General features: G+C 71.1%; 22 protein-coding genes. 15 read left to right on the forward strand and 7 right to left on the reverse strand.

Translation table 11 applies throughout. The features are described from left to right. Positions 1-243 precede the first annotated feature (243 nt). From MTE01_RS16435 to MTE01_RS16480, 11 genes are all read left to right on the forward strand, one after another. Positions 244-1269, forward strand: a complete 1026-nt coding sequence (locus MTE01_RS16435) for a tetratricopeptide repeat protein (protein WP_246078345.1) — start codon at positions 244-246, stop codon at positions 1267-1269. Further along, positions 1266-2303: an HAD-IIA family hydrolase gene (locus tag MTE01_RS16440; RefSeq protein ID WP_103211008.1), complete on the forward strand. Its 1038-nt coding sequence runs from the start codon at positions 1266-1268 to the stop codon at positions 2301-2303. The genes MTE01_RS16435 and MTE01_RS16440 overlap by 4 nt, the downstream gene beginning before the upstream one ends. Positions 2304-2321: 18 nt before the next feature. After that, positions 2322-2483, forward strand: coding sequence for a hypothetical protein (locus MTE01_RS17135; protein WP_170210736.1), 162 nt, complete (start codon positions 2322-2324; stop codon positions 2481-2483). Continuing rightward, positions 2480-3280 carry a TlyA family RNA methyltransferase gene (locus MTE01_RS16445; protein WP_116240178.1) on the forward strand — a complete coding sequence of 267 codons (801 nt, stop codon included), beginning with the start codon at positions 2480-2482 and terminating at the stop codon, positions 3278-3280. The genes MTE01_RS17135 and MTE01_RS16445 overlap by 4 nt, the downstream gene beginning before the upstream one ends. Beyond that, positions 3277-4197: an NAD kinase gene (locus MTE01_RS16450; protein ID WP_116240177.1), complete on the forward strand. Its 921-nt coding sequence runs from the start codon at positions 3277-3279 to the stop codon at positions 4195-4197. The genes MTE01_RS16445 and MTE01_RS16450 overlap by 4 nt, the downstream gene beginning before the upstream one ends. Then, positions 4194-5888: a DNA repair protein RecN gene (recN, locus tag MTE01_RS16455; protein WP_141378413.1), complete on the forward strand. Its 1695-nt coding sequence runs from the start codon at positions 4194-4196 to the stop codon at positions 5886-5888. Before MTE01_RS16450 ends, recN begins: the two co-directional genes overlap by 4 nt. Next, positions 5885-8689 (forward strand): hypothetical protein, encoded by a 2805-nt coding sequence (locus tag MTE01_RS16460; protein WP_141378414.1) that lies wholly within the window; start codon positions 5885-5887, stop codon positions 8687-8689. Before recN ends, MTE01_RS16460 begins: the two co-directional genes overlap by 4 nt. A 78-nt stretch (positions 8690-8767) precedes the next feature. Beyond that, positions 8768-10465 (forward strand): CTP synthase, encoded by a 1698-nt coding sequence (gene pyrG, locus MTE01_RS16465; RefSeq protein WP_103211005.1) that lies wholly within the window; start codon positions 8768-8770, stop codon positions 10463-10465. A 1-nt stretch (position 10466) separates the two neighbouring features. Further along, entirely contained in the window at positions 10467-11045 is a 579-nt protein-coding gene (locus MTE01_RS16470) for an NUDIX domain-containing protein (protein WP_103211004.1), read from the forward strand. A 1-nt stretch (position 11046) separates the two neighbouring features. Next, complete coding sequence (gene xerD, locus MTE01_RS16475) at positions 11047-11976, forward strand: site-specific tyrosine recombinase XerD (protein ID WP_141378415.1); 930 nt, start codon at positions 11047-11049, stop codon at positions 11974-11976. Between the two features lie 93 nt (positions 11977-12069). Next, positions 12070-13710 (forward strand): ABC-F family ATP-binding cassette domain-containing protein, encoded by a 1641-nt coding sequence (locus MTE01_RS16480; RefSeq protein WP_141378416.1) that lies wholly within the window; start codon positions 12070-12072, stop codon positions 13708-13710. 250 nt (positions 13711-13960) lie between these two features. Here MTE01_RS16480 and MTE01_RS16485 read toward each other — a convergent pair whose 3' ends face one another. The 7 genes from MTE01_RS16485 to MTE01_RS16515 all read right to left on the reverse strand — a co-directional run bounded on the left by MTE01_RS16485 (position 13961) and on the right by MTE01_RS16515 (position 21714). Then, a complete protein-coding gene (locus tag MTE01_RS16485) occupies positions 13961-14305 on the reverse strand; it encodes a LysR family transcriptional regulator (RefSeq protein WP_115920039.1) in 345 nt (114 codons plus the stop codon). Between the two features lie 118 nt (positions 14306-14423). Further along, entirely contained in the window at positions 14424-15962 is a 1539-nt protein-coding gene (locus tag MTE01_RS16490; protein WP_170210737.1) for a GMC family oxidoreductase, read from the reverse strand. Between the two features lie 11 nt (positions 15963-15973). Beyond that, positions 15974-17368, reverse strand: a complete 1395-nt coding sequence (locus MTE01_RS16495; RefSeq protein WP_141378418.1) for an alpha/beta fold hydrolase — start codon at positions 17366-17368, stop codon at positions 15974-15976. Between the two features lie 250 nt (positions 17369-17618). Beyond that, positions 17619-18521 carry an SDR family oxidoreductase gene (locus MTE01_RS16500; protein ID WP_141378419.1) on the reverse strand — a complete coding sequence of 301 codons (903 nt, stop codon included), beginning with the start codon at positions 18519-18521 and terminating at the stop codon, positions 17619-17621. A gap of 68 nt (positions 18522-18589) precedes the next feature. Continuing rightward, positions 18590-19585, reverse strand: coding sequence for a LacI family DNA-binding transcriptional regulator (locus MTE01_RS16505; RefSeq protein ID WP_218026380.1), 996 nt, complete (start codon positions 19583-19585; stop codon positions 18590-18592). Positions 19586-19708: 123 nt separating this feature from the next. Further along, positions 19709-20863 carry a Gfo/Idh/MocA family protein gene (locus MTE01_RS16510; protein WP_103210997.1) on the reverse strand — a complete coding sequence of 385 codons (1155 nt, stop codon included), beginning with the start codon at positions 20861-20863 and terminating at the stop codon, positions 19709-19711. Then, positions 20860-21714: a class I fructose-bisphosphate aldolase gene (locus MTE01_RS16515; RefSeq protein ID WP_103210996.1), complete on the reverse strand. Its 855-nt coding sequence runs from the start codon at positions 21712-21714 to the stop codon at positions 20860-20862. Before MTE01_RS16515 ends, MTE01_RS16510 begins: the two co-directional genes overlap by 4 nt. 128 nt (positions 21715-21842) lie before the next feature. Here MTE01_RS16515 and MTE01_RS16520 point away from each other — a divergent pair, with 128 nt between their 5' ends. The 4 genes from MTE01_RS16520 (at position 21843) to MTE01_RS16535 (ending at position 26565) form a co-directional block, all read left to right on the forward strand. Beyond that, positions 21843-22835, forward strand: coding sequence for an aldose 1-epimerase family protein (locus MTE01_RS16520; protein WP_141378420.1), 993 nt, complete (start codon positions 21843-21845; stop codon positions 22833-22835). Between the two features lie 114 nt (positions 22836-22949). Continuing rightward, positions 22950-24143, forward strand: a complete 1194-nt coding sequence (locus tag MTE01_RS16525) for a LacI family DNA-binding transcriptional regulator (RefSeq protein ID WP_170210738.1) — start codon at positions 22950-22952, stop codon at positions 24141-24143. Beyond that, positions 24140-25177: a phosphoheptose isomerase gene (locus tag MTE01_RS16530; RefSeq protein ID WP_116240167.1), complete on the forward strand. Its 1038-nt coding sequence runs from the start codon at positions 24140-24142 to the stop codon at positions 25175-25177. Before MTE01_RS16525 ends, MTE01_RS16530 begins: the two co-directional genes overlap by 4 nt. Next, complete coding sequence (locus MTE01_RS16535) at positions 25174-26565, forward strand: FGGY-family carbohydrate kinase (RefSeq protein WP_141378422.1); 1392 nt, start codon at positions 25174-25176, stop codon at positions 26563-26565. Before MTE01_RS16530 ends, MTE01_RS16535 begins: the two co-directional genes overlap by 4 nt. Positions 26566-26687 lie beyond the last annotated feature (122 nt).

Genomic DNA, 26687 nt, shown 5'->3' on the forward strand with positions numbered 1-26687 from the left:
CCCTTCCGTGGTGACGGGGATCGTCCGGTTCGTCGCGACGGTGATCGTCCGTTCCGTCGCGACGGCGACCGGCCCGTGCGTCGGGACGGGGATCGTCCGTTCCGTCGGGAGGGTGACCGTCCGGTTCGTCGTGATGGCGACCGGCCCGTGCGTCGGGATGGGGATCGGCCGTTCCGACGCGATGGCGAGCGGCCCGTTCGTCGTGACGGTGACCGTCCGGTGCGTCGCGACGGCGATCGCCCCGTGCGTCGGGACGGGGATCGTCCCGTCCGTCGTGACGGGGATTCCCGCGGCTTCTCCGGCACGGACCGTCGTCCGACGGGCGACCGTCGTCCGGGTGCCGGGGCGCCCCGCAGGTTCGACCGCGAGGACTCGCGGGCCACGCGGCCGCCTCAGGACCGTCGCGAGCGCGGCCCCGAGATCCCCGAGGAGATCACCGCCTACGATCTGCCGGGCGCGGCGCGCAACGAGTTGAAGACCCTCAGTAAGGACAACGCCGACAACGTCGCCCGCCACCTCGCGATGGCGGCTCGCGTGATCGACGAGGACCCGGAGCTCGCCCACCAGCACGCGCTGGCGGCATCCCGAAGCGCGGGACGCGTTGGCGTGGTCCGAGAGACGGTCGCCATCACTGCTTATGCGGTGGGGGACTTCGCCCTGGCGCTTCGCGAGCTGCGCACGCACCGCCGCATCACGGGCTCCGACGACCAGCTCCCGCTCATCGTCGATAGCGAGCGCGGTGTCGGTCGCCCGGATCGTGCGCTCGAGGAGGGTCGCGCGGTCGACCGGTCGACGTTGTCGGTCCCGGTGCGCGTGCAGCTGGCGATCGCCATGTCCGGCGCGCGACTCGACCTCGGCCAGGCCGATCGCGCTTTGCAAGAGCTCGAGATCCCCGAGGCCGACCCTGACCGCGCGTTCGAATGGAGCCCCGCGCTCTTCTCCGCTCGCGCTGCGGTGCTCGAAGAGCTCGGACGCGCGGACGAGGCCGAAGAGTGGGAGCGTCGCGCGTCGATCGCGGCCGACGCGCTCGACGCGGCCGCCGGTGTCGCCGACCGCGAGGTGATCGTCGTCGAGGAGATCGAGCTCATCGATGACGAAGGCGGTGTGGATGTGGCATCCGGAGTCATTCCCCTCGAGGAGGACCGAGAGGACTCGGTCGAGTCCGGAGGCGACGAGCACGTCGTCGACGTCGACGGAGAGAGTGCCCCTGTCGATGTGAACGCCGACGGAGTCGACGACGTGTCGAGTGACGAGGAAGACGCGCGATGATCTTCGGGCGCAGCACTCCTCCGCCGACGCCCCTCGACGGCATCGACGTCGTGCTGGCCGACCTGGACGGTGTCGTGTACGCCGGGCCGGGTGCTCTCCCGCACGCGGTCGACAGCCTGAACCGCGCCCAGCAGGAGGGGCGCCGGCTCGGGTACATCACCAACAATGCTTCGCGTACCGATGCGTCGGTGGCGGAGCACCTCACCTCGCTCGGGTTGCGTGTCGCGCCGGATGACGTCACGACCAGCCCGCAGGCGGCGATGCGTCTCATGCGCGATCTGGTTCCCGCGGGTTCGACCCTGCTGGTCGTCGGCGGAGAGGGCCTCGTCGTCGAGGTCGAGAAGGCGGGATTCGTCGTGACGCGCAGTGCGGACGACAATCCGGCCGCCGTCGTCCAGGGGTTCGCGCCGGACGTCGGGTGGGTCCATCTGGCGGAGGCGGCCTACGCTCTGGCCACACCGGTCGAACAGGGGGGCATCCCCTGGGTGGCGACCAACTCGGACTGGACCATTCCGCAGGCTCGTGGCATCGCACCGGGCAACGGCACGCTCGTGTCCGCCGTGCACACGGCCGTCGGCCGACTGGCGACGATCGCAGGCAAGCCCGAGCGGCCCATCTTCGACGTCGCCGTCGCCCGTACGGGCGCGCAGACGCCGCTGTTCATCGGCGACCGTCTCGACACCGACATCCAGGGCGCGCGCACCGCGGAGATGCGGTCCTTGCTGGTGCTGACGGGGATCGATCGTCCCAAGCAGATCCTCGCGGCACCGCCCTCGCAGCGCCCGGACTACATCGTCGAAGACCTCCGGCAGTTGTTCGAGCCGTACCCCGCCACGGTCGTCAAGGGCGAACGTACCCGCGTGGGCGATGCGATCGTCGAGATCGACGGCGTCGATCTGCGGATCGTGAACGACGGAGGCCGCCAGATCGACCTCCTGCGCGCGGGGGCCGCAGCAATCTGGAACAGCGGACGGGCGATCTTCGGCTTCCGGGTTCCCGAACAGCTCTACGCGGACCCGTTCCGCGTGCGCTGACGTCGTAGCATGGCATCCATGTCCGACAGCTCCGCCCCGGACGCCGCCGGGCTCATCGATCGATTGCGCCTCATCGAGGAGCAGCCCCTGGACACGCGCGCAGCAGCGTACGCCGCCGTGCACGAGGAGCTTGTGAGACGTCTCGAGTCCGCCCCCACCGATCCGTCTTCGGCGTCGTGACCTCGCGTCTCGATGCCGAGCTCGCGGCGCGCGGACTCGCACGTTCGCGCTCGCACGCGGCTCAGCTGATCTCGGGTGGGCTCGTGACGGTCGACGGGCGGCCGGTCGTCAAAGCGGCGACACCGGTCGGAGCGGAAAGCCTGATCGAGGTCGCCGGATCCGACCACTACGTCAGCCGCGGTGCCCACAAGCTGGTGGCAGCTCTCGACGCGTTCGCGCTGGATGTTCGAGATCGCACTGCCCTCGATCTGGGCGCGTCGACGGGCGGCTTCACCCAGGTCCTCCGTGAGCGCGGCGCGCGGCCGGTGATGGCGGTCGATGTGGGGCACGGGCAGTTATCCACCGTGGTGGAGGCGGATCCCGACGTGGTGTCGGTGGAGGGGTATAACGTGCGGTTCATGACCGCGGACTCTCTCGCCAGCGCCACCGGGGTCGCCGAGCGCGCCACCGTGGTGACGGGCGATCTCTCCTTCATCTCGCTGGAGCACGTCCTGCCCGCCGTGGTCGCCACGGCTGCGCCCGAAGCCGACGTCCTGCTGCTCGTGAAGCCGCAGTTCGAAGTGGGGCGTACGTCGGTGAAGGGCGGGCTCGTGACCGACCCGGCGCTGCGATCGGATGCCGTGCACGGCGTCCTCTGGGCGGCCTGGGACGCGGGACTGAAGACCGCCGGTCTCATCGCGTCACCCATCGTCGGCATGCACGGCAACCAGGAGTACGTCGCGTGGTTCTCGGCCGCTCGGGGCAGCGACCCCTCAGAATGGGAGAGCACCGTGACCCGACTGACCGGAAGCCGATGACCCCCAGCGATCGCCGAATCCTCCTCGTCGTCCACGCGCGCCGCGACGACACCGTCCACGCCGCCGAGCGCATCCTGACCGCCGTGCGGTCGGCGGGGGCCACACCGGTGGTGTCCGCGGAGGATAGGCCCGAACTGGCGGAGCGTCTGTCGCTCGAGGGTGTGCAGACCCTCGGCGTCGACGTCGGCATCGACGACATCGAGCTGGCCATCGTTCTCGGCGGCGACGGCACGATCCTCCGGGCGGCCGAGGTCGTCCGCGGCGGCACGGTCCCGATCCTGGGGATCAACATGGGCCACGTCGGTTTCCTCGCGGAGATCGAGCGCGACGACATGGACGACGCCGTGCGCCGGGTGATCGACCGCGACTACGTCGTCGAGGAACGACTCGCTCTCGCCGTGCGCGTGCTCGACGCCGACGACGAGGTCATCTTCGAGACATGGGCCCTCAACGAGGCCACCGTCGAGAAGGCCAGCCGAGAGCGCATGCTCGAGGTCGTCATGGAGGTGGACGGGCGGCCGCTGTCGTCGTTCGGCTGCGACGGCATCGTCGTGGCGTCTCCGACCGGGTCGACCGCCTACAATTTCTCGGCCGGGGGGCCCGTCATCTGGCCCACGGTCGAAGCCATCGCCGTCGTTCCCCTCTCGGCGCATGCTCTGTTCGCGCGCCCCCTCGTCGTCAGCCCCGACGCCATGGTGGCCATCGAGGTGCTCGAACGCACCAGCGGCAGCGGCATCCTGTGGTGCGACGGTCGTCGCTCGCACGAACTGCCCCCGGGGGCCCGCGTGATGGTGCGCCGTTCGTCGCGCCCCGTCCGCCTCGCGCGCCTTCATCCCGCGGCCTTCACCGACCGCCTCGTGCGCAAGTTCCGGCTCCCGGTCACGGGATGGCGTGGGATGCCGGGAGGAGCGGCGTGATCGAGGAGATGCGGCTGCGCGACCTCGGGGTCATCGCCGACGCCACGCTTCCGATCGGGCGGGGCTTCACCGCCATCACCGGTGAGACCGGTGCGGGCAAGACGATGGTGGTGACCGGCCTGGGGCTGCTGCTCGGCCAGCGCGCAGATTCGGGAGCGGTGCGCAAGGGGGCGGCTCAGGCTTCCGTCGAAGGCGTGTGGATCGTCCCCGAGGAGGGGGTGGTCGCCGCGCGCGTGCGCGAGGCCGGCGGCGACGTCGAGCCCGTCGGCGGAGGATCCGCCGAGCTCTATCTGGGCCGGACCGTCTCGAGCGAGGGGCGCGGCCGTGCCACGGTCGGCGGGCGCACGGCCCCCGCGGGGGTTCTCGCCGACCTGGCAGACGACCTCGTCGTCGTGCACGGACAGTCCGACCAGCTGCGCCTGAAGTCCTCGTCGGCCCAGCGCGACGCCCTGGACCGATTCGGGGGTGAGCGCGTGGTCGCCGCTCGGACGGCGTATCGCACCGCCTGGGACACCTGGCGCGCGCTCGATGCGGAACTGGCCGCCCTGACCGCAGACCGCGACGATCGGGCGCGCGAGGCCGAGCAGTTGCGCGCCGCGATCGCAGAGATCGAGGCCGCAGCGCCCGTCGCCGGCGAAGAAGAGGAACTGGCGCGTCGGGCGGAGCGTCTCGCCAACGCCGAGGACCTGCGCATCGCCGCCGTGACGGCCCACGCCGCCCTCTCGGACGAGGACGGCGCGCCCGATGTCGTGACGCTCCTGGCGGAGGCCCGCCGTGCCCTCGAACGGATCTCGGGCAGCGATGAAGCGCTCGCCGCGATCGGCGAGCTCGTCGCCGACCTGGGATACCGTGCGACCGATGCGTCCGTTGCCCTCTCGGGTTATCTCGCCGATCTCGACGAGTCCGGACCCCACGAATTGGCGGCGGTCGACGAACGTCGAGGCGTACTCGCGGGACTCGTGCGCGCGCACGGTTCGGTGGAGGCCGCCCTCTCGCTCCTCGAGACGGGATCGGCCCGGCTGGTCGAACTCGATGACGATGGCGACCGCCTGCAGCGGCTCGAGACGCAGCGCGATGCGGCCGCGGCCGAGCTCGATGTCGCTGCGGAGGCGCTGACCGCCGCGCGACGCGAGGCAGCCGAACGGTTGGGCTCCGCCGTCACCGAAGAGCTCCACGCCCTGGCTCTGCCCGACGCCCGTCTGACCGTCGATGTGGCCTCCGCACCTCCGGCCGGGCACGGCCGCGACGAGGTCTCGATCCTGCTGGCTCCGCACCCGGGTGCCGACCCCCGACCCGTCTCGCGGGGAGCGTCGGGCGGTGAACTCAGCCGGGTCATGCTCGCGATCGAGGTGGTCATCGCGGGGGTGGACCCGGTTCCCACGTTCGTCTTCGACGAGGTCGACGCCGGTATCGGCGGCGCCGCCGCGATCGAGGTCGGCCGCCGCCTCGCCCGGCTCGCCGAATCGTCGCAGGTCATCGCGGTCACGCACCTCGCCCAGGTCGCCGCCTTCGCCGGCAATCACCTCACGGTCGTCAAGGGTCACGACGGTGCGGTCACGGCATCCAGTGTCCGTCGCCTCGAAGGCGCCGAGCGCGAAGCCGAGATGGCCCGCCTGTTGTCGGGACTCAGCGACTCGGATGCCGCCATCACACACGCTCGCGAGCTGCTGGAGACCGGCCGATCCCGATGACGGACGCTTTCGACGACGAGCGATCGACGCCGCCGGAAGCGACACGGATCGATCCCCCTCGGCATACGCCCCTGTGGGCTTTCCTGTCGCGCCTGATGCTGAGGCTGGAGGCGTGGCTGCGTTCGCACGGCGGCAGACGCCTGCGCACGGGTATCCGGGTGTTCTGGGCCGCGGTGACCGCGGTCGGCATCCTGCTCCTCGTTGGGCCGGTGATCAACGCGCCGCTCACCTTCGACGACATCACGTCCTCGGCGAAGGATGCCGCGGGAACCTGGATCGCGAAAGACTTCTCTGCCGAATACCACGTGCAGCAGGGCGAGGACGGCCGACTCGTGGTCGCGGTGACCGAGCGATTCACCGCCGTCTTCCCGGACGACGTCGACGAGAACACGATCGAACGCGTCGTCGCTTCGCAGTACGAGGGGTACGACCTCGCTCCGCTGCTGCGCGAGGCGCGGATGGACGATCGCGCCGTCGCCCCCCGTGTGACTGCGACGCCGACCCGCACGACCTATTCGATCGGGGGAGGGGAGCGACTCACCGGGTCGCACCCCGTCGAGCTGCGCTATGACCTGCATGACCTCGCCTTCGACGACCGGGAGCTTTCGTCGGAGCTGCCGTACCAGGTGGTGAAGTGGGACGTCTTCGGCCCGGAGTGGCCGCACGCGGTCTCGTCGAGCTCGCTGCGCGTCATCGTTCCCCGCGGACTCGAGAGCGCGTTCGTCCGGCAGCCGGCGGCGGGGCTGTCGTGGCTGCTCGTGGGCGGGTCCACCACCATGGAGCCCGAGGACGCGGCATCCGATCCGTTGATCTACGAGATCACGAACGATCAGAACATCCCCCCGCACGGGTCGTTCTGGTTCACGTTCCGATTCGAGCCCGGGACGTTCGCGATGCCGGGACCGTCTGCGCTGTTCTTCGTGCAGGCCTTCGGCCCGTTCGTGCCGCTGCTTCTGCTCGCGGCGGGGGTGCTGTTCGCGTTCGCCGCGCGGGCCGTCGCGTGGGCGGACGAGCGCGGGCGCGCGTGGTTCGTCCCCGAGTCGCAGCCGCGACCACAGAGCTCGGTCGCCCTCGACGCGCGCCTGTGGGGGGCGCGGGGCACGGCCGCCCTTGCGGAGGCACTCGATGCATGGCGACGCAACCCGTCGAACCCCCTCCTGACGCGTCGTCTCGCGCGCGCGGCCCATCGAGCGGGGCGCTGGGGCGATGTGTTCTCCGCTCGACGATCGTTCCGCTTCTCTTCCGCGTGGAGGGAGCAGTTCGAGCGGGAGCTGCGGACCATTCCGCGAGGCTTCGTGCGTGACGCGTTCCTCGGTGGCGGGTTCGCCCTCGTGGTGCTTCAGCTGGGGCTGACACGACAGCTGTCGTATCAGAGCGCCTTGACCGTCGAATGGTGGCCCCGGGCGGCGGCCGCGGTCGCGATCGCGCTCGCCGGAGTGATCTTCGCGGTGGCGCTGAGCGCGCGCCCGCTGACGCGAGCGGGCGCTCGCGCGCGCGAGCACCTGCTCGGCCAGCGCCTGTACCTCGAACGGACGACCGCCGCTGAGCGCACTCCGCTGCGATCGCCGGAGTTGCCGTACGTGGTGCTCTTCGAACGGCCCCGCGCAGCGGGGCGGCTCGTGCGGGAGCTCCTCGAGCGGGAGGGGATCGATCGACGCACGGGCGCCGACCCCGCGTTCTTCGGGCGTGGGCGGATCGTCGTCCGCGCCCTGGCGGTGGCGATCGTCGGTGGGGCTCTCGCCCTCGCCTTCCTCACGACCGCGCCGACGAGCGCCGCACCCGACGAGACGGCGGTGCTCGACGGAGTCGAGGGAGACTACGGCGTCGCGGTGACGGATGCCGACATCGCCGCGACCCTGAGTCGGAACGACGACGGGGTGGGGCGGTTGGAGGTCGTCGAAACGCTGAAGGCCGAGGTCAGCGGAAACCTGCGGACCGTGCCGCAGATCACGAGAGTGTGGCGCGACGTCGTCGACGGCCGCGATCAGGGTCTGACCGTCGAATCGATCACCGTCGATGACGAGGCAGTGCCCTTCGAGCAGACGCGGCGACTCGGACACGCGGTCGTCCAGACCCGACTGACCGACGACTGGAGCGGGGAGCACGACGTCGAGGTGCGGTACGCCCTCGAGAGACCGGTCGCCGCGGGAGAGGACACCGACCGGGTGACGTGGACGGCCCTGATGGCCGGGTGGTCGTGGCCGTGGACGACCGTCGATGCGGAACCGGAGCGCGTTCGCATCGCGCTCACCCTCACCGATGGCGTGGGAGAGGGACTCACGAGCGACTCCGGATGGCTGGACTCAACGCCCTACCGCCCGGACTCCCCACCCGAGCCGCTCGGCGACACCGTGCAGCGCGCGGGTCAGACCGTCATCTCGCTCGATGCGAGAGCGGCCGACGAGGGCACGTCCGGGAGCCGATGGCCGTCGTCGTCGTCGTACGCGGGCCTGGATCTGGCATTCCCCGCGGGCACGTTCTCGTCGGTGACGACGCCCGGCCTCGGGCACACGGTCTGGACGGCGCTCCCGTGGGTCGCCGGGCCGGTCCTCGGGGCAGCGGCTGTCGTCCTCGGCCTGGTCGGAATGGGCGCGCGCACGAGGGTCGGCGTGCGGCGAGACGTCGCGCGCTGGCTGCCGCCGAGCACGATCGTCGCCCAGGTGGTGCTGATCGGGTGGGCGGCCGGAGACGCGGCGTCCGAGGACGCCATTCTGCCCGTGGTGCTGATCCCCTTCGCCCTCTCCGTACTCGTCGCGATCATCGCTTACGTCCGCACCCGCCGACGCGGCATCGTCACGTGAACGTGACGTGGATGTCGGAGGCGGGTGCCAGACTCGGAGTCGAACCCCCACACGCGACTGATAGGATCGAAGCCCGTGATGCAGACTTCGGACGCGGGACAATCAGACGGCACGACTTTCACGACGAAGCACATCTTCGTCACCGGAGGTGTTGTCTCCTCCCTGGGAAAGGGCCTGACGGCGGCAAGCCTCGGCAACCTCCTCACGGCTCGCGGTCTCCGCGTGGTCATGCAGAAGCTCGACCCGTATCTGAACGTCGATCCCGGAACGATGAACCCGTTCCAGCACGGCGAGGTCTTCGTCACCGATGACGGCGCCGAGACCGATCTCGACATCGGCCACTACGAGCGCTTCCTCGACATCGAGCTGAGCCAAGCCGCCAACGTCACCACGGGCCAGATCTACTCGCAGGTCATCGCGCGGGAGCGTCGAGGCGAGTACCTCGGCGACACCGTGCAGGTCATCCCGCACATCACCGACGAGATCAAGCGCCGCATGCGCCTGCAGGCGAGCGAGCAGCCGCAGCCCGACGTCATCATCACCGAGATCGGCGGCACCGTCGGCGACATCGAATCGCAGCCCTTCATCGAGTCGGCGCGCCAGATCCGTCACGAGCTCGGACGCAAGAACGTGTTCTTCGTGCACGTCTCGCTGGTCCCGTTCATGGGCGCCTCGGGAGAGCAGAAGACCAAGCCGACCCAGCACTCCGTCGCGACGCTGCGCTCCATCGGCATCCAGCCCGACGCCCTCGTGCTGCGCAGCGACCGGCCCGTCACCGAGTCGAACAAGCGCAAGATCGCGCTCATGTGCGACGTCGACGAAGACGCCGTGGTCAACGCGATCGACGTTCCGAGCATCTACGACATCCCCTCGATGTTGAACGACCAGGGACTCGACGGCCACATCGTCGACGCCCTCGATCTCGAGAAGGCGAGTGACGTCGACTGGTCGCGCTGGCAGCGCGTCCTGCAGGCGGTGCACAACCCGAAGCACGAGGTCACCATCGGCCTCGTCGGCAAGTACATCGACCTGCCGGATGCCTACCTCTCGGTCACCGAGGCCATCAAGGCCGGCGGCTTCGGGCAGGAGACCCACGTGACGATCACGTGGATCCCCTCCGACCAGTGCGAGACTCCCGAAGGCGCAGCCAAGGCGCTCGGTGCGGTCGACGGCATCATCGTCCCCGGTGGGTTCGGCATCCGCGGCATCGAGGGCAAGCTCGGAGCCCTGCGCTTCGCGCGTGAGCAGGGCATCCCGACGCTCGGCATCTGCCTCGGCCTGCAGTGCATGGTCATCGAGTACGCGCGCACGGTCGCCGGTCTCGAAGGGGCTTCCTCGAGCGAGTTCGATCCCGACACCGCGCACCCGGTCGTGGCCACGATGGCCGAGCAGATCGACATCCTCAAGAGTGGGGACCTGGGGGGCACCATGCGCCTCGGGCTCTACCCCGCAGCCCTCGCGGACGGATCGCTCGCCGCGGAGGTCTACGGGGCGAGCAGCATCTCGGAGCGCCACCGCCACCGTTACGAGGTCAACAACGCCTACCGCCAGCAGCTGAGCGATGCGGGCCTGGTGTTCTCGGGCCTGAATCCCGACCTCGATCTGGTCGAGTTCGTCGAGCTGCCCCGCGAGGTGCACCCGTACTACATCGCCACGCAGGCGCACCCCGAGCTGCGCTCGCGGCCGACCGAGCCGCACCCGCTGTTCCGCGGTCTCGTCACGGCGGCGCTGGAGCGTCACCGTTCGAGCGAGCTGTTCGACGTCGAGGAGGACTGACGTGGAAGAGCTGCGCGATGAGAAGGTCGTCCTCGAGCTGATCTCGACGGACCTCGTCTACGAGGGCGCCGTCTGGGACGTGAGGTCCGACACCGTGCGCTACGGTGACGGCGAAATGACCCGCCAGTACGTCGAGCACCCGGGTGCTGCGGCGGTCGTCGCCCTCGACGACGAGGAGAACGTCGTCCTCATCCAGCAGTACCGGCACCCCATCAAGGAGCGCGACTGGGAGATCCCAGCCGGTCTCCTCGATGTGGCGGGCGAGCCTCCTCTCGAGACGGCGAAGCGCGAGCTCACCGAGGAAGTCGACCTTGAGGCGGATCGCTGGCAGCACCTCGTCTCGATGCACACCACGCCCGGAGGCAACGACGAGGTCGTCCACCTCTTCCTCGCCCGCGGTCTGCGCAGCGTCGAGACCGACTACGAGCGCGAGCACGAGGAGTCCGATATGCGCGTCGAGCGCGTGCCCCTCGCCGACGTGATCGACGGAGTGCTCGCGGGACGCCTGCGCAACGGCATCCTGGCCACCGGCGCTCTCGCCACGGCCGAAGTGCTGCGCCGCGAGGCGTCCGCCCGCTGACGTGGAGCTCGAGCGCGCGGTCGAGACCTATCTCCGGCACGTCGCGCTCGAACGCGGTCTCTCCGACCACACGGTGGCCGCGTACCGCCGCGACCTCGCGGGGTACCTGGAGTGGCTCGGCGGTCGAGGGATCGGTACGGCCGAAGAGGTGACCCCCGCCCTCGTCGCGGACTTCGCGGCAGAACGGGCCTCGGCCGAACCACCACCGGCGTCGTCGTCACTCGCTCGCCTGCAGTCGTCGGTGCGCGGGCTGCACCGCTTCCTCGTGCGGGAGGGGCGGGTCGACGCGGACCCGAGTGGCCGCCTGCGACCCCCGAAGGCGCCCCGACGGCTCCCCAAGGCGTTGACGATCGCGCAGATCGACGATCTTCTGCGGGGGGCGGGGCCTGCGCCGGAGGCGCCGGACGCGTCCGCGGCGGATCCGTCGGCGGTCCGCGACCGGGCCCTGCTCGAACTGCTCTACGCGACCGGGGCACGCGTCTCGGAGATCGTCCAGCTCGACGTCGACGACACCGTGCACGGCGACCTTCTGCGTGTGCGCGGCAAGGGCGACAAGGAGCGTGTGGTGCCGGTGGGCTCGTACGCGCGCGCCGCGGTCGATGCCTATCTCACACGCGTTCGCCCCGCTCTCGCCGCGAAGGGGCGCGCGACGCCCCGGCTGTTCCTCGGCGTACGCGGCGCCCCGCTCTCACGCCAGAGCGCGTGGCTCATCATCCAGGCCGCGGCGGAGCGCGCGGGGCTGACCGCGCACGTCTCGCCGCACACGCTGCGACACTCCTTCGCCACCCACCTGTTGCAGGGCGGCGCCGACGTTCGCGTCGTGCAGGAACTGCTCGGTCACGCCTCGGTGTCGACGACGCAGATCTATACGCATGTGTCGGTCGACGCGCTTCGCGACGTGTATGCGACGGCGCACCCGCGGGCGCGGTGAGCGCGCGGCGTCGGGTCGCCCCGACGGTCTCGTGCCCGCGGGTGGGGCGGAAGGCGGGCACCGGGGCGGACGGCCGCCTGAGACACTAGAGGAATGACCGCCACCCTCGTCGCACAGGGCCTCGCCGGGGGCCACGGACATCGCACGCTGTTCGACGGCGTGGACCTGACCGTCGCCCCCGGAGACGTCGTCGGCGTCGTCGGTGCCAACGGAGCCGGCAAATCGACTCTGCTGCGCCTGCTCGCAGGTGTCGACGAGCCGCAGGCGGGAACGATCAGCCTCGCGCCCGCGGACGCTTTCGTCGGTTGGCTCCCGCAGGAACACGAACGGGTGGCCGGGGAGACGGTCTCGCAGTACATCGCCCGGCGAACGGGGTGCGCCGAGGCGACGCGAGAGATGGATGCCACGGCGGCAGCGCTCGGCGACCCCACGGCCGTGGGAGCCGATGACGCCTACGCGACCGCCCTCGACCGGTGGCTCGCCAGTGGAGCCGCCGATCTGGACGAGCGGATGCCGGTGGTGCTCGCCGACCTGGGGCTCGAGGTCGGTCCGGATGCCGAGATGACGGGCCTGTCCGGTGGGCAGGCTGCTCGGGTCGGGCTCGCCGCACTGCTGCTGTCGCGTTTCGACATCGCCCTCCTCGACGAGCCGACGAACGACCTCGACCTCGACGGGCTCGAGCGTCTCGAGACGTTCGTGCGCGGGCTCCGCGGTGGAGTCGTGCTCGTGAGCCATGACCGCGAGTTCCTCGCGCGGTCGGTGACGCGCGTGCTCGAACTCGACCTCGCGCAGAACTCCCACCGGATCTACGGCGGCGGGTACGACGCGTACCTCGAGGAGCGCGCCACGGTACGACGCCAGGCGCGGGAGAAGTACGAGGAGTACGCCGACACCAAGGCCGATCTGGTCTCGCGCGCCCGCACGCAACGGGAGTGGTCGAGCCAAGGCGTGCGCAACGCGATGAAGAAGTCACCCGACAACGACAAGATCCGTCGCAAGGCCGCGACGGAATCGAGCGAGAAGCAGGCGCAGAAGGTACGCCAGATGGAGAGCCGGATCGCCCGCCTCGACGAGGTCGAAGAGCCGCGCAAGGAGTGGCAGCTCGCCTTCACGATCGGTTCGGCGCCGCGGTCGAGCTCGGTCGTGTCCACTCTGTCGGGGGCGGTCTTCCGTCAGGGCGACTTCACCCTCGGCCCTGTCTCGCTGCAGGTGAACGCGGGGGAGCGCATCGGCATCACGGGGCCGAACGGTGCCGGGAAATCGACGCTGCTGCGTGGCATCCTGGGCCGCCAGACGCCGGACGAGGGATCGGCGAGCCTGGGCGCCAGCGTCGAGATCGGGGAGATCGATCAGGCTCGCTCGCTGTTCGTCGGGGAGCGAGCGCTCGCGGAGACGTTCGAGGACTTCGTGCCCGAGATGAACGCGGGCGACGTACGGACGCTCCTGGCGAAGTTCGGGCTCAAGGCCGATCACGTCACGCGTCCGGTCGGCGAGCTGTCGCCGGGCGAGCGCACGCGCGCGGGTCTCGCTCTGCTGCAGGCGCGCGGGGTGAACGTGCTCGTGCTCGACGAACCGACGAACCACCTCGACCTCCCGGCGATCGAGCAGCTCGAGCAGGCGTTGGAGTCGTACACGGGGACGCTGCTGCTCGTCACGCACGACCGGCGCATGCTCGCCGCGGTGCAGACCGACCGGCGCTGGCACGTCGAGGCCGGGCAGGTAACCGAGCTGTAGAGCGGCCAGGGCCATCCGGCCCCGGCGCGCTGTCCGGCCTCGTCGAGCGTGCGCCGGGCGGCGACCCGGTGCGCTTGTCCGGCGCAGCCGATCGTGCCTCCGGGCAGCGGCCCCGGCCTACGGCCCGAGGTGCGGGTCGGACGCCGCCGAGCCCGCCGAAAGGTGCGGATAAACGCTCTCCACGCACATAAACGCGTGCAGCACGTGTTTATGTGCGCAGATCGCGTTTATGCGTGGGGAGAGGGCCGAGTCAGCGGCCCTGGCGCTTCTTGTAGGGCTTGGGCTCGCCCTTCACGATCGGGGCACGGCCCTTGCCCTTGTTCGCCTTCGCCTTGCCGCCACCGGGCGCCTTCTGTCGCGGCGCGGGCGGCGGGGCGTCGGCGATGCGGCGGTGGGCCTCCTCGAGCAGCAATTCACCGGCCGGCAACAGGCGTGTGGGCGCCGTGCGCTGGACCAGGGGTTGACCGACCTCTTCCTCGAGCTTGTCGAGGGTCGTGTACAGCGAGGCGAGGGGGATGCGCAGCTTGTCGGCCGCGCGGGGGAAGTGCAGCTCCTCGGCGAGGGCGGCGAACCGGACGAGGTGCTCGAGCTTCATGGCATCCATTCTCCCGTGTCGAGCGGTGTCGCGGTGAGAGTCCGGGACACGCCGCGCCGCGTGGGGCGGGGACGGCGTGTCCCGGACACTCGCCCAGGGGGGCGGGAGGGACCCGGAGTCAGGCGGCGGCCGAGGCCAGGAAGCGGTCGGCGGTGCGCAGCGACAGGGCCATGATCGTCAACGCGGGGTTGGCGGCGATGGCGGAGGGGAAGACCGAGTTGTCGCAGATCCAGAGATTCGGGATCTCGTGCGAGCGGCCGTCGGCGTCGACCACTCCGTCGGAGGGGTCGTTCGACATACGGCACGTGCCGATCGTGTGCGCGGTGCGTGCGAGGACCATGGTTTCGCGCGCCCCGGCGGCCTCCATCACCCGCAGCATGAACGCGGTGGCGTGCTGATCGATCGCCTTCTCGTTCTCGCCGGCGGTGAAGGTGACCCGCGCGCGGGGGATGCCGAACTCGTCGGTCTCGTCGGCCAGCTCGAGCCGGTTGTCGTCCGACGGCAGACAATCGGCGTTGATGCCGATGCCTGCCATGAACCGCGCCTGGTCCAGCCGCTGCATGAGCTCGGGTCCCCAGAGCCCGCCGCCGCGCACGAGCGTGGTTGCGAAAGTCAGGGGCATGACACCGAGGCTCTGCACGAGGTAGCCGCCGGCGAAGTCGGCGTCGGCGGGGCGCATCATGTCTTCGCTGATGAGCGACGACGGATAGCCGCGGTGCCCGCGCACCGGCTCGTCGAACCGGCCCCACACCTGGGTGGCGCCGTGGGCGAGGAAGTTCCGGCCCACCTGCCCGCTGTCGTTCGCGAGGCCGGTGTGCAGCAGCAGGCGCGGCGTCTCGACGCCGCCACCGGCCAGAACGAGCGCGCGGCAGCGCTGGCGACGGTCGACGCCGCCCTTGCGGTACACGACCGCCTCGACACGGCCGCGGGCATCGAGCTCGATGCCGTGCACCATCGACTCGCTGCGGATCTCGGCTCCGGCGGCGACCGCCGCGGGCAGGTACGTGTTGGAGGTGGAGGCCTTGGCATCCACTCGGCATCCCTGGTGGCACTCGCCGCAGTTGACGCAGGCGCTGCGCTCGCCGTGGTGGTCTTGCAGCCGTGCGCGCGTGAGCACCGCCGCGGGGGCGTCTGCCCAACGGATGCCGAGAGCGTCGCAGCCCTTCGCGACGAGGTTCGCCGGGGCGTTGCGCTTCGCCGGGGCGTACGCGTACCGCCGCGAGGGGTCCCAGGGGTAGGGGCTCGGTCCGGACACGCCGATATCGCCCTCGACGCGCTCGACGTAGGAGAGCAGTTCGTCGGGGTCGACCGGCCAGTCCCGTCCCACGCCCGACTCGGTGCGCAGGGCGAGGTCGCGGCGATCGGGACGCGGAGTGAACGCCCCCCAGTGCAGCATCGAGCCGCCGACACCGCGTCCGCTGTTGTTGGGGCCGAAGGCGGTGGGGTCGTCGCCGCCGCTCAGACGCTCCGACATCCAGTTGATCTCGACGGCCTCGGCCTCGTCGGGGGTGAGGTCGTCGAGCGAGAAGTGCCGCCCCGCCTCGAGGGCCACGACGGTGAGCCCCTTTCGCGCAAACTCGGCGGTGAGCGGGGCCCCGCCCGCGCCGGTTCCGACCACCACGACATCGACGATCTCATCGTCGGTGTAGGTACGCATCGCCTCGAGGTTCATGCCGCGTCTCCCGTCGCGATCGTGCCGCCGACGTTCGCCGGCTCCCAGTCTTCGCGGCGCCCGAGGCGCAGCTCCACATATCCGCGGATGGGCGTCCCGCCGGTGGCGAAGCCGTCGTAGCCGACGCGCGCCATGCTCGCCGGGTGGGCGAGCCACTGTCGGACGAGGTCGTTGCGCACGTCTTCGAGCCAGGCCTTGAGCTGGGCGGCGTCGAAGGTGCCCTCGGCATCGGCGTCACCCTCGACGGCCGCGCGGAAGGTCTCGACGCGCTCGGCAGGATCCGTGGGCCACGTGGCGGCCAGGTGATCGAGGCCGGTGCGGTACGCCTCGACGTCGGCGGGCAGATCGGCGTTGCGCCACCCGTCGCCCTCTCCTCGCGCGAGCTGCGCGTCGACACGACCGGCGATGTCGATCGCCGGGCCGTCCTGCGGAACGACGAGATCGGCGATCTCGCGCAGCAGGGTCAGCTGCGCCAGATCGAGCACCCGGGGCGCGTAACCGCGGTCATCGGGCACGGAGCGTCGGGCCAGGATGCCGCGGACCCGGTCGTCGACGCGATCGCCGGCGATGAGGCGTGCCCAGTCGTCCGGGACCACGGGCCCGACCCGCACCTCGTCGGCGACGAAGCGGGAGATCGCCTCGGCCGCCTCGGCGGGGCGCTCGAGCGGGATCATGTGTCCCGTGTCGGGGAGGGCCGTGAACCGCGCACGGGGGTAGACGGAGGCGAGCAGTTCGGGCTGCGCGGAGGCGCCCAGGTCGGCGTCGTCGGTGCCGGCGAGCACGAGCACGGGGAGGTCGAGCGTCTGGACGTCGGCGGTCACGTCGACGCGGCTTCCCGTCTCGAGCCAGGCGCGCCACGCGGTGGGCGAGGTGCGGCGGAGGTCGGCCAGGGCGAGGGACTGCGCCCCGGCATCGAGGGGCTCTGCCGTGTTCTGGTCGATGAACGTTTCGGCATCCTGTTCGGAGAGCGCCCCGCCGTCGACCCACGAGAGCATCCGCTCTCGGCGTTCCTCGTCCATCGGCTCCGGCCGGGGCGGAGACGGCGCCATGAGCACCATGCCGCGGAGTCCGAACAGCGGCGCGTCTCCGCGCAGGACGCGTGCGGCGACGAGCGCGGCGATCTTGCCGCCCATGCTGTGGCCGCCGAGCATCCAGGGGCCGTTCGCGTGGCCGGCGAGGTGGCGGAGGACGTGGTCGACGGTCTCGTCGAGCGTGGCGTCGGGGGCGCTCGCGGCGGAGCCGAAGCCGGGGAGGTCGATGCCGTGCACCCGCACGTCGCCCGCGAGCTCGTCGGCGAGACGGTCGAAGGATCCGGAGCTGGCCCCCAGCGCGTGCAGCAGGTACAGGGTGAGGGGTGCCCCGTCTGTGACGGGAGCGGATTCGGTGGGCATGCACTCACGCTCGCGCACCGAAGGGGCCGGAAAGGGTCGCTTGCGCGACGGCACGATTTGCGCAAGCACTGCGGCGGGACGATCGATGGTGCGGGACCGCGTACCGAACTCCTGAGAAGCGGCGGCCCTCGCCGCGTGGTGCGGGGCCGCCACCCGGTATGCGAGGTCGGGCCGCGCGGACCTCAGGAGATTCGCACACGACGATCGCCCCGTCCGCACGCGGCGGGCCGGGGCGATCGGGACGCGCGAGTTACGGCGTGACCATGCCACCGTTGACGTTGAGCGTCTCGCCCGAGACGTAGCTCGACTCCGCGGACGCGAGGAAGACGAACGCCGGCGCGATCTCAGCGGGCTGACCGGCGCGCTGGTAGGTGCTCTCGTCGTCGAAGTGCTCCATCTGATCGTCGGAGACACCCTGGCTCACCTGCAGGGCCGACCAGGTGGGCCCGGGGGCGACGACGTTGACCCGGATGCCGCGCGAGGCGAGCTGCTGCGCGAGTCCCTTCGACAGGTTGTTGATCGCGGCCTTCGTCGCGGCGTAGTCGAGGCGGTCGGGCGCGGGCACGTAGGCCTCGAGCGAGGCGGTGTTGATGATCGTGCCGCCCTCGGGGAGGTGGGCGAGCGCCGCCTTGGTGATCCAGAACGGAGCGAAGACGTTGGTGCGGAAGGTCTGCTCGAACTGCTCGTCGGAGAGGTCGTCGACCTTCTCGACCATCACCTGCTTGCCGGCGTTGTTCACGACGATGTCGAGGCCGCCGAGCGCCTCGGCGGTGCGGGCGACGAGCTCGCGGCACGCGGCGGAATCGGTGATGTCGGTCGCGATCGAGACGCCGGTGCGGCCGGCATCCCGGATCTGCTCCAGGATGTGGTCGGCGTCGCGCTGCTCGTCGGGCAGGTGCACGATGGCCACGTCGGCTCCCTCGCGGGCGAACGCGATCGCCACGGCGCCGCCGATGCCGGAGTCGCCGCCGGTGATGAGGGCCTTGCGGCCGACCAGGCGGCCGAGTCCGCGGTAGGTCTTCTCGCCTAGGTCGGGCACCGGAGTCATATCGGCCTGGACGCCGGGCTCGGGCTGGTGCTGCACGGGCGGCTCGACGCGCGAGTAACGGGTGACGGGGTTGTCGAAGGTGAACTGATCGCGATCGGAACTCATGCGACGACGTTATGCAGGACGGGCTCCGCGGTGCGCGGCCTTGACGGGAGAGTGGATGCCGTCCAGGCTCAGCTCACTCCGCCCCGGTCGACGAGACGCGTCGGCACGAGGTGCGTGTGAGAGCCCGTCGCGGGGTCGGCTCCCCGCGCCAGCAGCGTCTCGGCGGCGCGCGTGCCGAGCTCGGTCACGTCGTAGTCGACGACGCGGATGCGACGGGGCAGCAGACGGGAGAGTTCGAAGTCGTCGAAACCGGCGATCGCGACGTCGGCGCCGCGGGGCAGGATCGCCTCGAGGGCTCCGATCGTGACGCGGTTGTTCGCGCAGAAGACCGCCGTGGGAGGGTCGGCGGACTCGAGGAGCCGGTGCACCGCGTCCCGGGCGACGGCGGGGGTGTGAAGGCCGTGGACGACCAGAGCGGGGTCGAGCGTGAGGCCCTGGGCGGCGAAGGCCTCGCGTGCTCCCGCGAGGCGCTCGACCATCGTGTAGATCTCGGGGGAGTCGAGCAGAACGGCGATGCGACGGTGCCCCGTCTCGAGGAGCTCGGCGACGGCCGCTCGGGATCCGCCGCGGTTGTCGAGGAGGATCGCGTCGGCGGGCACGCCGCTGCCGGGACGGTCGAGGAAGACCACGGGCGTTCCCAGCTCGACCTCGCGGGAGAGATACGAGTGGTCGGCGGCGGTCGGGACGACGATGAGGCCGCCGATCTGGCGCTGGCACAGATCGAGGGCGAGGGTGCGTTCGAGATCGGCGTCTTCTTCGCTGGATGCCATGACCAGGTGCATGCGCTCGCGCGTGGCGATCGCGGAGACGGCGGCGGCGATCGCCATGTAGAAGGTGTTCGAGAGGTCGGCCGCGACGAAGCCGATGGTGTCGCGGTTGCCCGACCGCAGGCTGGCCGCGAGGGAATTGCGGTGGTAGCCGAGCCTGCCGACCGACGCGAGGACGCGCTCGATCATGGCGGGGTCGACATTCGGCTCGCCGTTGACCACACGCGACACGGTCTTCAGGCTCACCCCGGCGTCGGCGGCGACGTCGATCATGGTGGGCCGACCGGTCTTGCGCATGCGTCTCCTCGAGGGATGCCGCGCGGGGTCGGCATCCCTCCGAGCATACGGATATCGCCGGTCGCGCCGGAAAACACGAAGAAGGGGGCGCCCGCGATCGGCGGGACACCCCCTGGGTCGTCGTCAGGTCTCGGGTGTGACCAGTGCGCCCGTCTCGTGCGAGGCGATCGCGGCGGCGAAGAGACGGTGCGTCAGCGCGGCCTCGTCGGGGCGGACGCACCCGAAGCCGTCGCCGAGCTCGCCCAGGTACTCGGCGAGATAGGCCGCCCACATCTGCAGGATGGCATCCGAGAAACCGGACTCGAAGTTGGGACCCGTCACCGTCGGCCAGACCGACTGGCTGCCCGCGTCGACGCTCTGCCAGCTCTGCTCACGCCCGACGCCCGGCACGTCGACGAAGGCGAAGACCTCGACCTGCTTGGGGTTCTTGGTGCTGAAGCGCACGCCGCCCGACATGCCGATGGCCTCGAACTCCCACGTGTTCTTCTGCCCCGGTGCGATGCGCTTGGTCTCGGTCGTCAGAGGGAAGGGGGCGCCGTCGTGGCGCGCCCACGAGTGGATGACGGCGTTGTCCCAGGTGTCGCACGGCTGGGGCGTGCCGTCGGGGCCGGGGCGCTCGGTGACGATGTCCTGCAGGATGCCGACGACCTTCTCGGGCGTCCAGCCCAGGCGCAGCGGCACGTGCCACGTGTGCATGCCGAGGTCGTTGAGCACCCCCGCGTCGCCGCAGAACTGCTTCTGCCGCTTCCAGTTGAGGGGCTTGTTCACGTCGATGTCGCTCGAGTGCAGGAAGGTGCACTTCGCCTCGACGATGCGCCCGAGCGCGCCCGAGCGGACGTAGTCGACCGCCCACTGCGCACCGGGGAAGAACGGCATCTCGCTCGAGACGCGCACGAACGACTCCGGCGTCTCGTCGATGGCGGCGACCACCGCGTCGGCGGCGGCGCGGTCGATGCCGAACGGCTTCTCGGCCAGCAGCGCCTTGCCGGCGCGGACGGTGTCGACGTAGAGACGCTCGTGCAGATCGTGCCGCACGGCGATGTAGACGACGTCGACGCGGGGATCGGCGAGCAACTCGTGATGGTCGGTCGTGGTCAGCTGCACCGTGTCGATGCGCTCGAAGAACTCGAGGGCCGCGGGGTTGATGTCGCACACCGCGACGAGTTCGGGCTCGGCGGGGTGGTCGATCAGCGCGGGCCAGCGGCGCAGGGCCGCGGCGATCTCGCGGCCCATGAGGCCGCCGCCGATGATGCCGACACCGATCTTCGTGCCGGTCACGCGCGGTCTCCTTCGCCGGTGCCGCCGATGAGGGCGAGGGCTTCGTCGACCGAGGCGTCGTCGTGCACCACGGACATGAGGGCCGCGGTGATGCCGGCCGGGTCGCGGTGCTGGATGACGTTGCGACCGTAGACGATGCCGCGAGCGCCCTGCGCGAGCACGGCCTTCGTGCGCTCGAGGAGGGTGCGGTCGTCGACGCGGCCTCCGCCACGCACCAGCAGGGGGGTGTCGCCGGCGGCCTGGATGACCCGGTGGTACTCGGTGATGTCGTCGGTGGGGTCGGCCTTGATGAGGTCGGCGCCGAGCTCGCGCGCCTGGCGCACGAGAGTGACGACCTTGGCGGTGTCGCCGTCGACCCCGTACCCGCCGGTGCCGGGCTTGGTCTGCATGACCAGCGGCTCGATCATCAGCGGCATCCCGTACTTCTCCGCGTCGCTGCGCAGCGCCAGGATCGAGCGGATGCACTGCTCGCGCACCTGCGGTTCGCCCGGGAGATCGAGGAGGTTCACGCACACGGCGACGGCGTCGAGGCGGACCGCGACCTCGATGGCATCCGGGACGTGGATGCTGTGCAGGGGCGACTCGAGCGGGTCGCCGTAGACGTTGGCGATGTCGGTGCGCAGCACGAGCCCGGGCTTCTGCTTGCCGGGGACGGACTGCAGCAACGGCGCCTGTCCGAGGGTGAGCTGGACGGCGTCGGGACCGGCGTCGACGAGGGTGGCGACCGTGGCCGCCATGTCTTCGATGCCCGTCAGGAACGAGTGCTCGTGGAACGCGCCGTGGTCGACGGCGACGTCGAGAGCGCGGCCGGACCGCGCGTTGAAGAGGCGATTGAGGCGGGGTTTCGACATGGGGTGTGGGTCTCCGAAGCGTCGTGTCGGGGCGCGGCTCTGCGCTCGACGGTCAGTATGCGGGGCGAAAGACAACGTTGTCAATCACTGCTAGCGTGGGCGGCGTCACGGCGAGGAAGGCGGGGCTCATGGGCGAGCTGTACGGACGGTCGATCGACGACGCGAGACGACGGGTGGGTTCGCCTGCCGCGCTCGCGGCGGTGGAGGCCTCGGTGCGATCGGATGGACCGGATGCCGGGACCCGACGCCTGCGGATCGTCGCGGGCGATCTCGACGTCGAGCTGCTGCCCGACCGCGGACTCGACCTCGGCCAGGTGCGACACCGTGGCGTCCCCCTGGCCTGGGTGTCGCCGACCGGCTGGCCGCGCCCGGGTGCGACCGGCTTCGGCGCCGCGTTCGGCGGCGGTCTCGTGACCACCTGCGGCTTGCTCTCCTTCGGCCCGCCCTCGGTCGACGCCGAGGGGGAGCACCCGCAGCACGGGCGGTACAGCGGCCTGTCGGCATCCGTCATCCGTTCGGAGGTGACGGCCGATGCCGTGGTGGTCAATGCCGTGGTGGTGGAGGCGACCGTGCTCGGCGCGCACCTCGAGCTGCGCCGGAGCGTGCGCGTGCCGCTCGGCGACGGACGGATCGAGCTGCGTGACGAGATCGTGAACCGCGGTTCGCGCGAGGTCGAGCCCATGGTGCTGTATCACGTGAACCTCGGCTGGCCGCTCGTCGACGCGGGCACGATCCTGCGCTCGCCGGCCGATCGCGTGCTCGCGCGCGATGCTGCGGCCGAGGCGGGGCTGTCGTCGTGGGCGGAGTTCCCCGAGCCGTCCCTGCACTATCCCGAGCAGGTCTTCTCGCACGAACTGCCGGCGGATCGCCGGGTGGGCGCCGAGGTGATCTCGCCGTCGGGGCTCGGCATCCGGATCTCGTTCGACACCGCCCGGCTGCCCGGGATGTTCCAGTGGCGGGTCGCCCAGGACGACGGGGTGGTGCTCGGGGTCGAGCCGGCGACGGCGGCGACCATCCTGGGTCGGGGAGAGGCGCGAGCGCGCGGACTGCTTCGTCCGCTGGCGCCGGGCGCCTCGTGGGAGCTCGGTCTCGACATCGATGTCATCGAGATGCGTCCGTGACTTGACAACGTTGTCCGATGGGGCTCATGCTGTCTCCATCGAAGCCCGCCGCAGGGTTTCCTTCCGGATGACAACGATGTCGGAGATGCGATGATGCACGACGAGAGACGGACCGTGAGCGCGGTCACCCAGGCCGCGACGGCCCGGCCGCGCGCTCGGCTCATCGACGTCGCGACGGCGGCGGGCGTCAGCCCCAAGACCGTGTCCCGCGTCATCAACGACGAGGTCGGAGTCCTCCCCGGAACCCGCGACCGCGTGCTGCAGACCGTGCGCGAGCTGGGGTTCGTTCCCGACCGCAGCGCGCGCGAACTCAAGCGTCGCGAGGCCGACACGATCGGCATCCTGATCGATGCGATCAGCGACCCGTTCTTCGCCGCCTTCGTGAGCGTGGTCGAAGAACTGGCGATCGCCGAGGGCCTGAGCGTGATCTTCGCGAGCACGGGCTACGACGCGGGGCGCGAGACGGCGCAGCTCGACCGCCTCACCGGCCATCGCCTCGCGGGTCTGATCGTGGCGCCGGTCGCTGTCCCCGCCGCGGTCCTCGCGGGGCTGCGCAACCGCTGCCCCGTGGTGACGGTCGACCGCGTGCGCTCCGGGATCGACGCGATCGTCATCGACGACTTCGGGGCCGCCGCCGAAGCCACCGCGGCCCTGCTCTCGCACGGACACCGCCGCGTCGCCTTCATGGGCGAAGACGTGCCCTACCCCACCGTCAGCGACCGTCTGGCCGGCTACCGCTCGGCTCTTGAGGCGGCGGGAGTGGCGTTCGACCCCGCGCTCGTGGTGACGCACGAGCGTTTCCGCGCGGGAGAAGCGGCCGAGGCCTCGCTCCTGCTGGAGCGCCCCGACGCCCCCACCGCCCTTCTGTGCGCGACGAGCCTCGCCGCGATCGCGACGGTACGGGCGATCCGCGCACGCGGGCTCCGCATGCCCGCGCTCATCTCGTTCGGTGACTTCACGCTCGCCGAGGTGCTCGAACCCGGCATCACCTACGTCGACCACGACCCCCGTCTGCTCGGCGGAGCAGCCTTCCGCCGCCTGCGCCAGCTGGCCGAGCGTCCCGACGACGCCCCGACCCGCACGGTCGTGCCCACGCGCCTCGTGCCTCGCGGATCGGGCGAGGTGCCCGTCGCGGAATCGGAGAAGCGCAGCGGAATCGGATCCGCGTCGGCATCCGATCCGATTCCGCTGCGTGCGTCCGATTCCGCCGGGGTACTCCCGTCTCCCGCGGCGGCCGCCCTCGTTCACCCCGCGCCGGCCGGCGACGTCGTCGTCGCGGCCGCAGCCCCGATCGGAGCCCCCTCATGAAGCCCGTCCTGCTGCCCCCCAATCCCGTGCAGCACTTCTACCTCGGCGGCGACCGCATCGCGGCGCTGCGGGGCATCGTGCCCGAGACCGACCGGCAACCCGAGGAGTGGCTCGGCTCGACGGTGTCGCGCTTCGGGTCCGACACCATCGGCCTCGCCGTCACCGACCGGGGCGACGTCTTGCGCGACCTCGTCACGGCCGACCGCGGGGCCTGGGTGGGAGCGCGCGGGGGACGGGATGCCGCCGATCTCGGCATCCTGGTCAAGCTCCTCGATGCGCGTCAGCGTCTCCCCGTCCACGTGCACCCGGGCCGGGAGTTCGCCGCCGCGCACCTCGACTGCCCGTACGGCAAGACCGAGGCCTGGTACGTGCTCGAGACCGAGGACGACTGCGCCGTGCACGTCGGCTGGAACCAGTCCGTCGACCGTGACGAGCTCGACCGTCGGCGCGACGCGCAGGACAGCGAGTGGATGCTCTCGCGCATGAACCGCGTCGTCGTACGCCCCGGCATGGGCGTGCTCGTGCCCGCCGGAACCGTGCACGCGATCGACGGTGGCATCTTCGTCGCCGAAGTGCAGGAGCCCACCGACTTCTCGATCCTGCTCGAGTGGTCGGTCACGACCTCGACGCGCGAGGAGTCGCACCTCGACCTCGGCTTCGACGCCGTCATGCCCGCGGTCTCGACCGAGAAGCTGGATGCCGAGGCCCTCGGCGCCCTGATCAGCACGGCGGGGACGACCCCGGCGGGGGCGGACTTCCGCTCGCTGCTGCCCGCGATCGCCGACCCGTACTTCCGGTTGTTCGACGCGGCGGGAGAGACCGCGGCCCGCGAGGCCGGTTTCGCGGTGGTGCTGGTGCGCGAGGGCTCCGGTGCGCTGGTATCGGACGCCGGCTCGGTCGACCTCGAGCGCGGTCAGGTCTACGCCGTTCCCCATGCCTTCGGCGACTGGCGTCTGCTCGGCGAGGCCGAGGTGCTCGTCGCCGCTCCCGGTGCCGGGTGGCCCGGCACCCTCCGTGGAGGTGGCGTTCGATGAGCGACTACGTCGTCGGCGTCGACATGGGCTCGACCAGCACGAAGCTGCTCGTCGCGACCCCCGAGGGGCGACAGGTGCTCGTCGTGAGCCGCCCCTCGCCCTGGACCAACCTCGACCACGGCCGGGCCGAGATGACCGCCGAGCGGGCGATCGCGGTCGTGCGCGAGCTTGCCGCCGAAGCCGACGCCCGGCTCGACGAGGGGTACCGCGTCCTCGCGCTCGCCGTCTCGGGCATGGCGGAGGCGGGGGTGCTGCTCGACGCCGCCGGCACCCCGCTCGCGCCGATCATGGCCTGGTTCGACCCCCGGGGTGCCGCGCAGATCATGGCGACCCCGGAGGAGTTCCGCGCCGAGTTCCCCGGCCGTACCGGGTTGCCGGTGGGGCCGCTGGCATCCATCGCCAAGCTCCTGCACCTGCGCGACAGCGGCATCGCGCTCGCCGGAACGACGTTCCTCAACGTCCCCGAATACGTCGTGCACGCTCTCGGCGGTCCGCGGGTGGCGGAGTACTCGCTCGTGTCGCGTACCGGGCTCATCGACCAGGACGACAGCACGCCGTGGCAGGCCGCTCTCGAGGTGCTCGGGGTCGACGCGTCGATCCTCGGGGCGCGCGTGAGCGCGGGCGAGCCGGTGGGCGTGGTGACGGACGAGGCCGTGCCCGCGGGGTTCCGGGGCGCGGCCCTCACGATCGCCGGTCACGACCACCTCGTGTCCGCCGTCGCCGTCGGGGCGACGCACACCGGCCAGCTCTACGACTCGATGGGCACGGCCGAGGCTCTCGTCCGCGTGCTCGACGACACCCTCCCCTTCGCGGCGCGCGAGCGCCTCGCCCACGCCGGAATCAACTGCGTGCGCCACGTCATCCCCGGCAAGTACGTGCTGCTCGCCGGCACCAAGTCGGGCCTGCTCATGCGCCGCGTGCTGCAGCTGCTCGGGATCACGGATGCCACGGGCCGGGCGGTCATCGACGCCGCCGCCCTCGCGCTTCCGGTCGACGGGACGCTCGCCGACGGCGGTCTCTCGGTCTCTGGTGCGCGCAACGACGACGGGGTGCTGAAGATCGTCGCGCAGAGCGACGGGCTCAGCCCCGCCGAGCTGTTCGCGGCATCGCTGCGCCACGGCAACGACATGCTCGCCGAATGCATGGCGGTGATGGACCGCGAGGTCGCCCCGCCGCGCTCGACGGTGCTGACCGGGGGCTGGTCGACCATGGCATCCGTCGTCCGCTCGCGCTCGACGCTGCTGCCCGAGGTCACCGTCTCGACCCACGACGAGGGCACCGCATACGGGGCGGCACTGTTCGCGGCGTTCGCCGTCTCTTCTGCGTCCTTCGAGGCCGTCGCGGAGACGTTCCTCGCATCCTCTCTTCTCACCAACGAAAGGAGCTGACGATGTCGTCAGTCACAACGGCCGTCCCGGTGCTGCAAGCACGCGGTCTCTCGCGTCAGTTCGGTCACGTCCGGGCCCTGAACAACGTGGACTTCGAGGTCTACCCCGGTGAGGTCACCGCT

The sequence above is a fragment of the Microbacterium testaceum genome (genome assembly GCF_006539145.1).
Classification (GTDB): domain Bacteria; phylum Actinomycetota; class Actinomycetes; order Actinomycetales; family Microbacteriaceae; genus Microbacterium; species Microbacterium testaceum.

Bases quoted from the DNA above. Each gene is read 5' to 3' on its own strand.
- MTE01_RS16535 (WP_141378422.1), top strand. From the start codon at position 25,174: ATGAGCGACTACGTCGTCGGCGTCGACATGGGCTCGACCAGCACGAAG.
- MTE01_RS16485 (WP_115920039.1), bottom strand. From the start codon at position 14,305: ATGAAGCTCGAGCACCTCGTCCGGTTCGCCGCCCTCGCCGAGGAGCTG.
- MTE01_RS16490 (WP_170210737.1), bottom strand. From the start codon at position 15,962: ATGCGTACCTACACCGACGATGAGATCGTCGATGTCGTGGTGGTCGGA.
- MTE01_RS16480 (WP_141378416.1), top strand. From the start codon at position 12,070: ATGACCGCCACCCTCGTCGCACAGGGCCTCGCCGGGGGCCACGGACAT.
- MTE01_RS16450 (WP_116240177.1), top strand. From the start codon at position 3,277: ATGACCCCCAGCGATCGCCGAATCCTCCTCGTCGTCCACGCGCGCCGC.
- MTE01_RS16520 (WP_141378420.1), top strand. From the start codon at position 21,843: ATGGGCGAGCTGTACGGACGGTCGATCGACGACGCGAGACGACGGGTG.
- MTE01_RS16505 (WP_218026380.1), bottom strand. From the start codon at position 19,585: ATGCGCAAGACCGGTCGGCCCACCATGATCGACGTCGCCGCCGACGCC.
- MTE01_RS16530 (WP_116240167.1), top strand. From the start codon at position 24,140: ATGAAGCCCGTCCTGCTGCCCCCCAATCCCGTGCAGCACTTCTACCTC.
- MTE01_RS16495 (WP_141378418.1), bottom strand. From the start codon at position 17,368: ATGCCCACCGAATCCGCTCCCGTCACAGACGGGGCACCCCTCACCCTG.
- MTE01_RS16515 (WP_103210996.1), bottom strand. From the start codon at position 21,714: ATGTCGAAACCCCGCCTCAATCGCCTCTTCAACGCGCGGTCCGGCCGC.
- pyrG (WP_103211005.1), top strand. From the start codon at position 8,768: ATGCAGACTTCGGACGCGGGACAATCAGACGGCACGACTTTCACGACG.
- MTE01_RS16500 (WP_141378419.1), bottom strand. From the start codon at position 18,521: ATGAGTTCCGATCGCGATCAGTTCACCTTCGACAACCCCGTCACCCGT.
- MTE01_RS16460 (WP_141378414.1), top strand. From the start codon at position 5,885: ATGACGGACGCTTTCGACGACGAGCGATCGACGCCGCCGGAAGCGACA.
- MTE01_RS16440 (WP_103211008.1), top strand. From the start codon at position 1,266: ATGATCTTCGGGCGCAGCACTCCTCCGCCGACGCCCCTCGACGGCATC.
- MTE01_RS17135 (WP_170210736.1), top strand. From the start codon at position 2,322: ATGTCCGACAGCTCCGCCCCGGACGCCGCCGGGCTCATCGATCGATTG.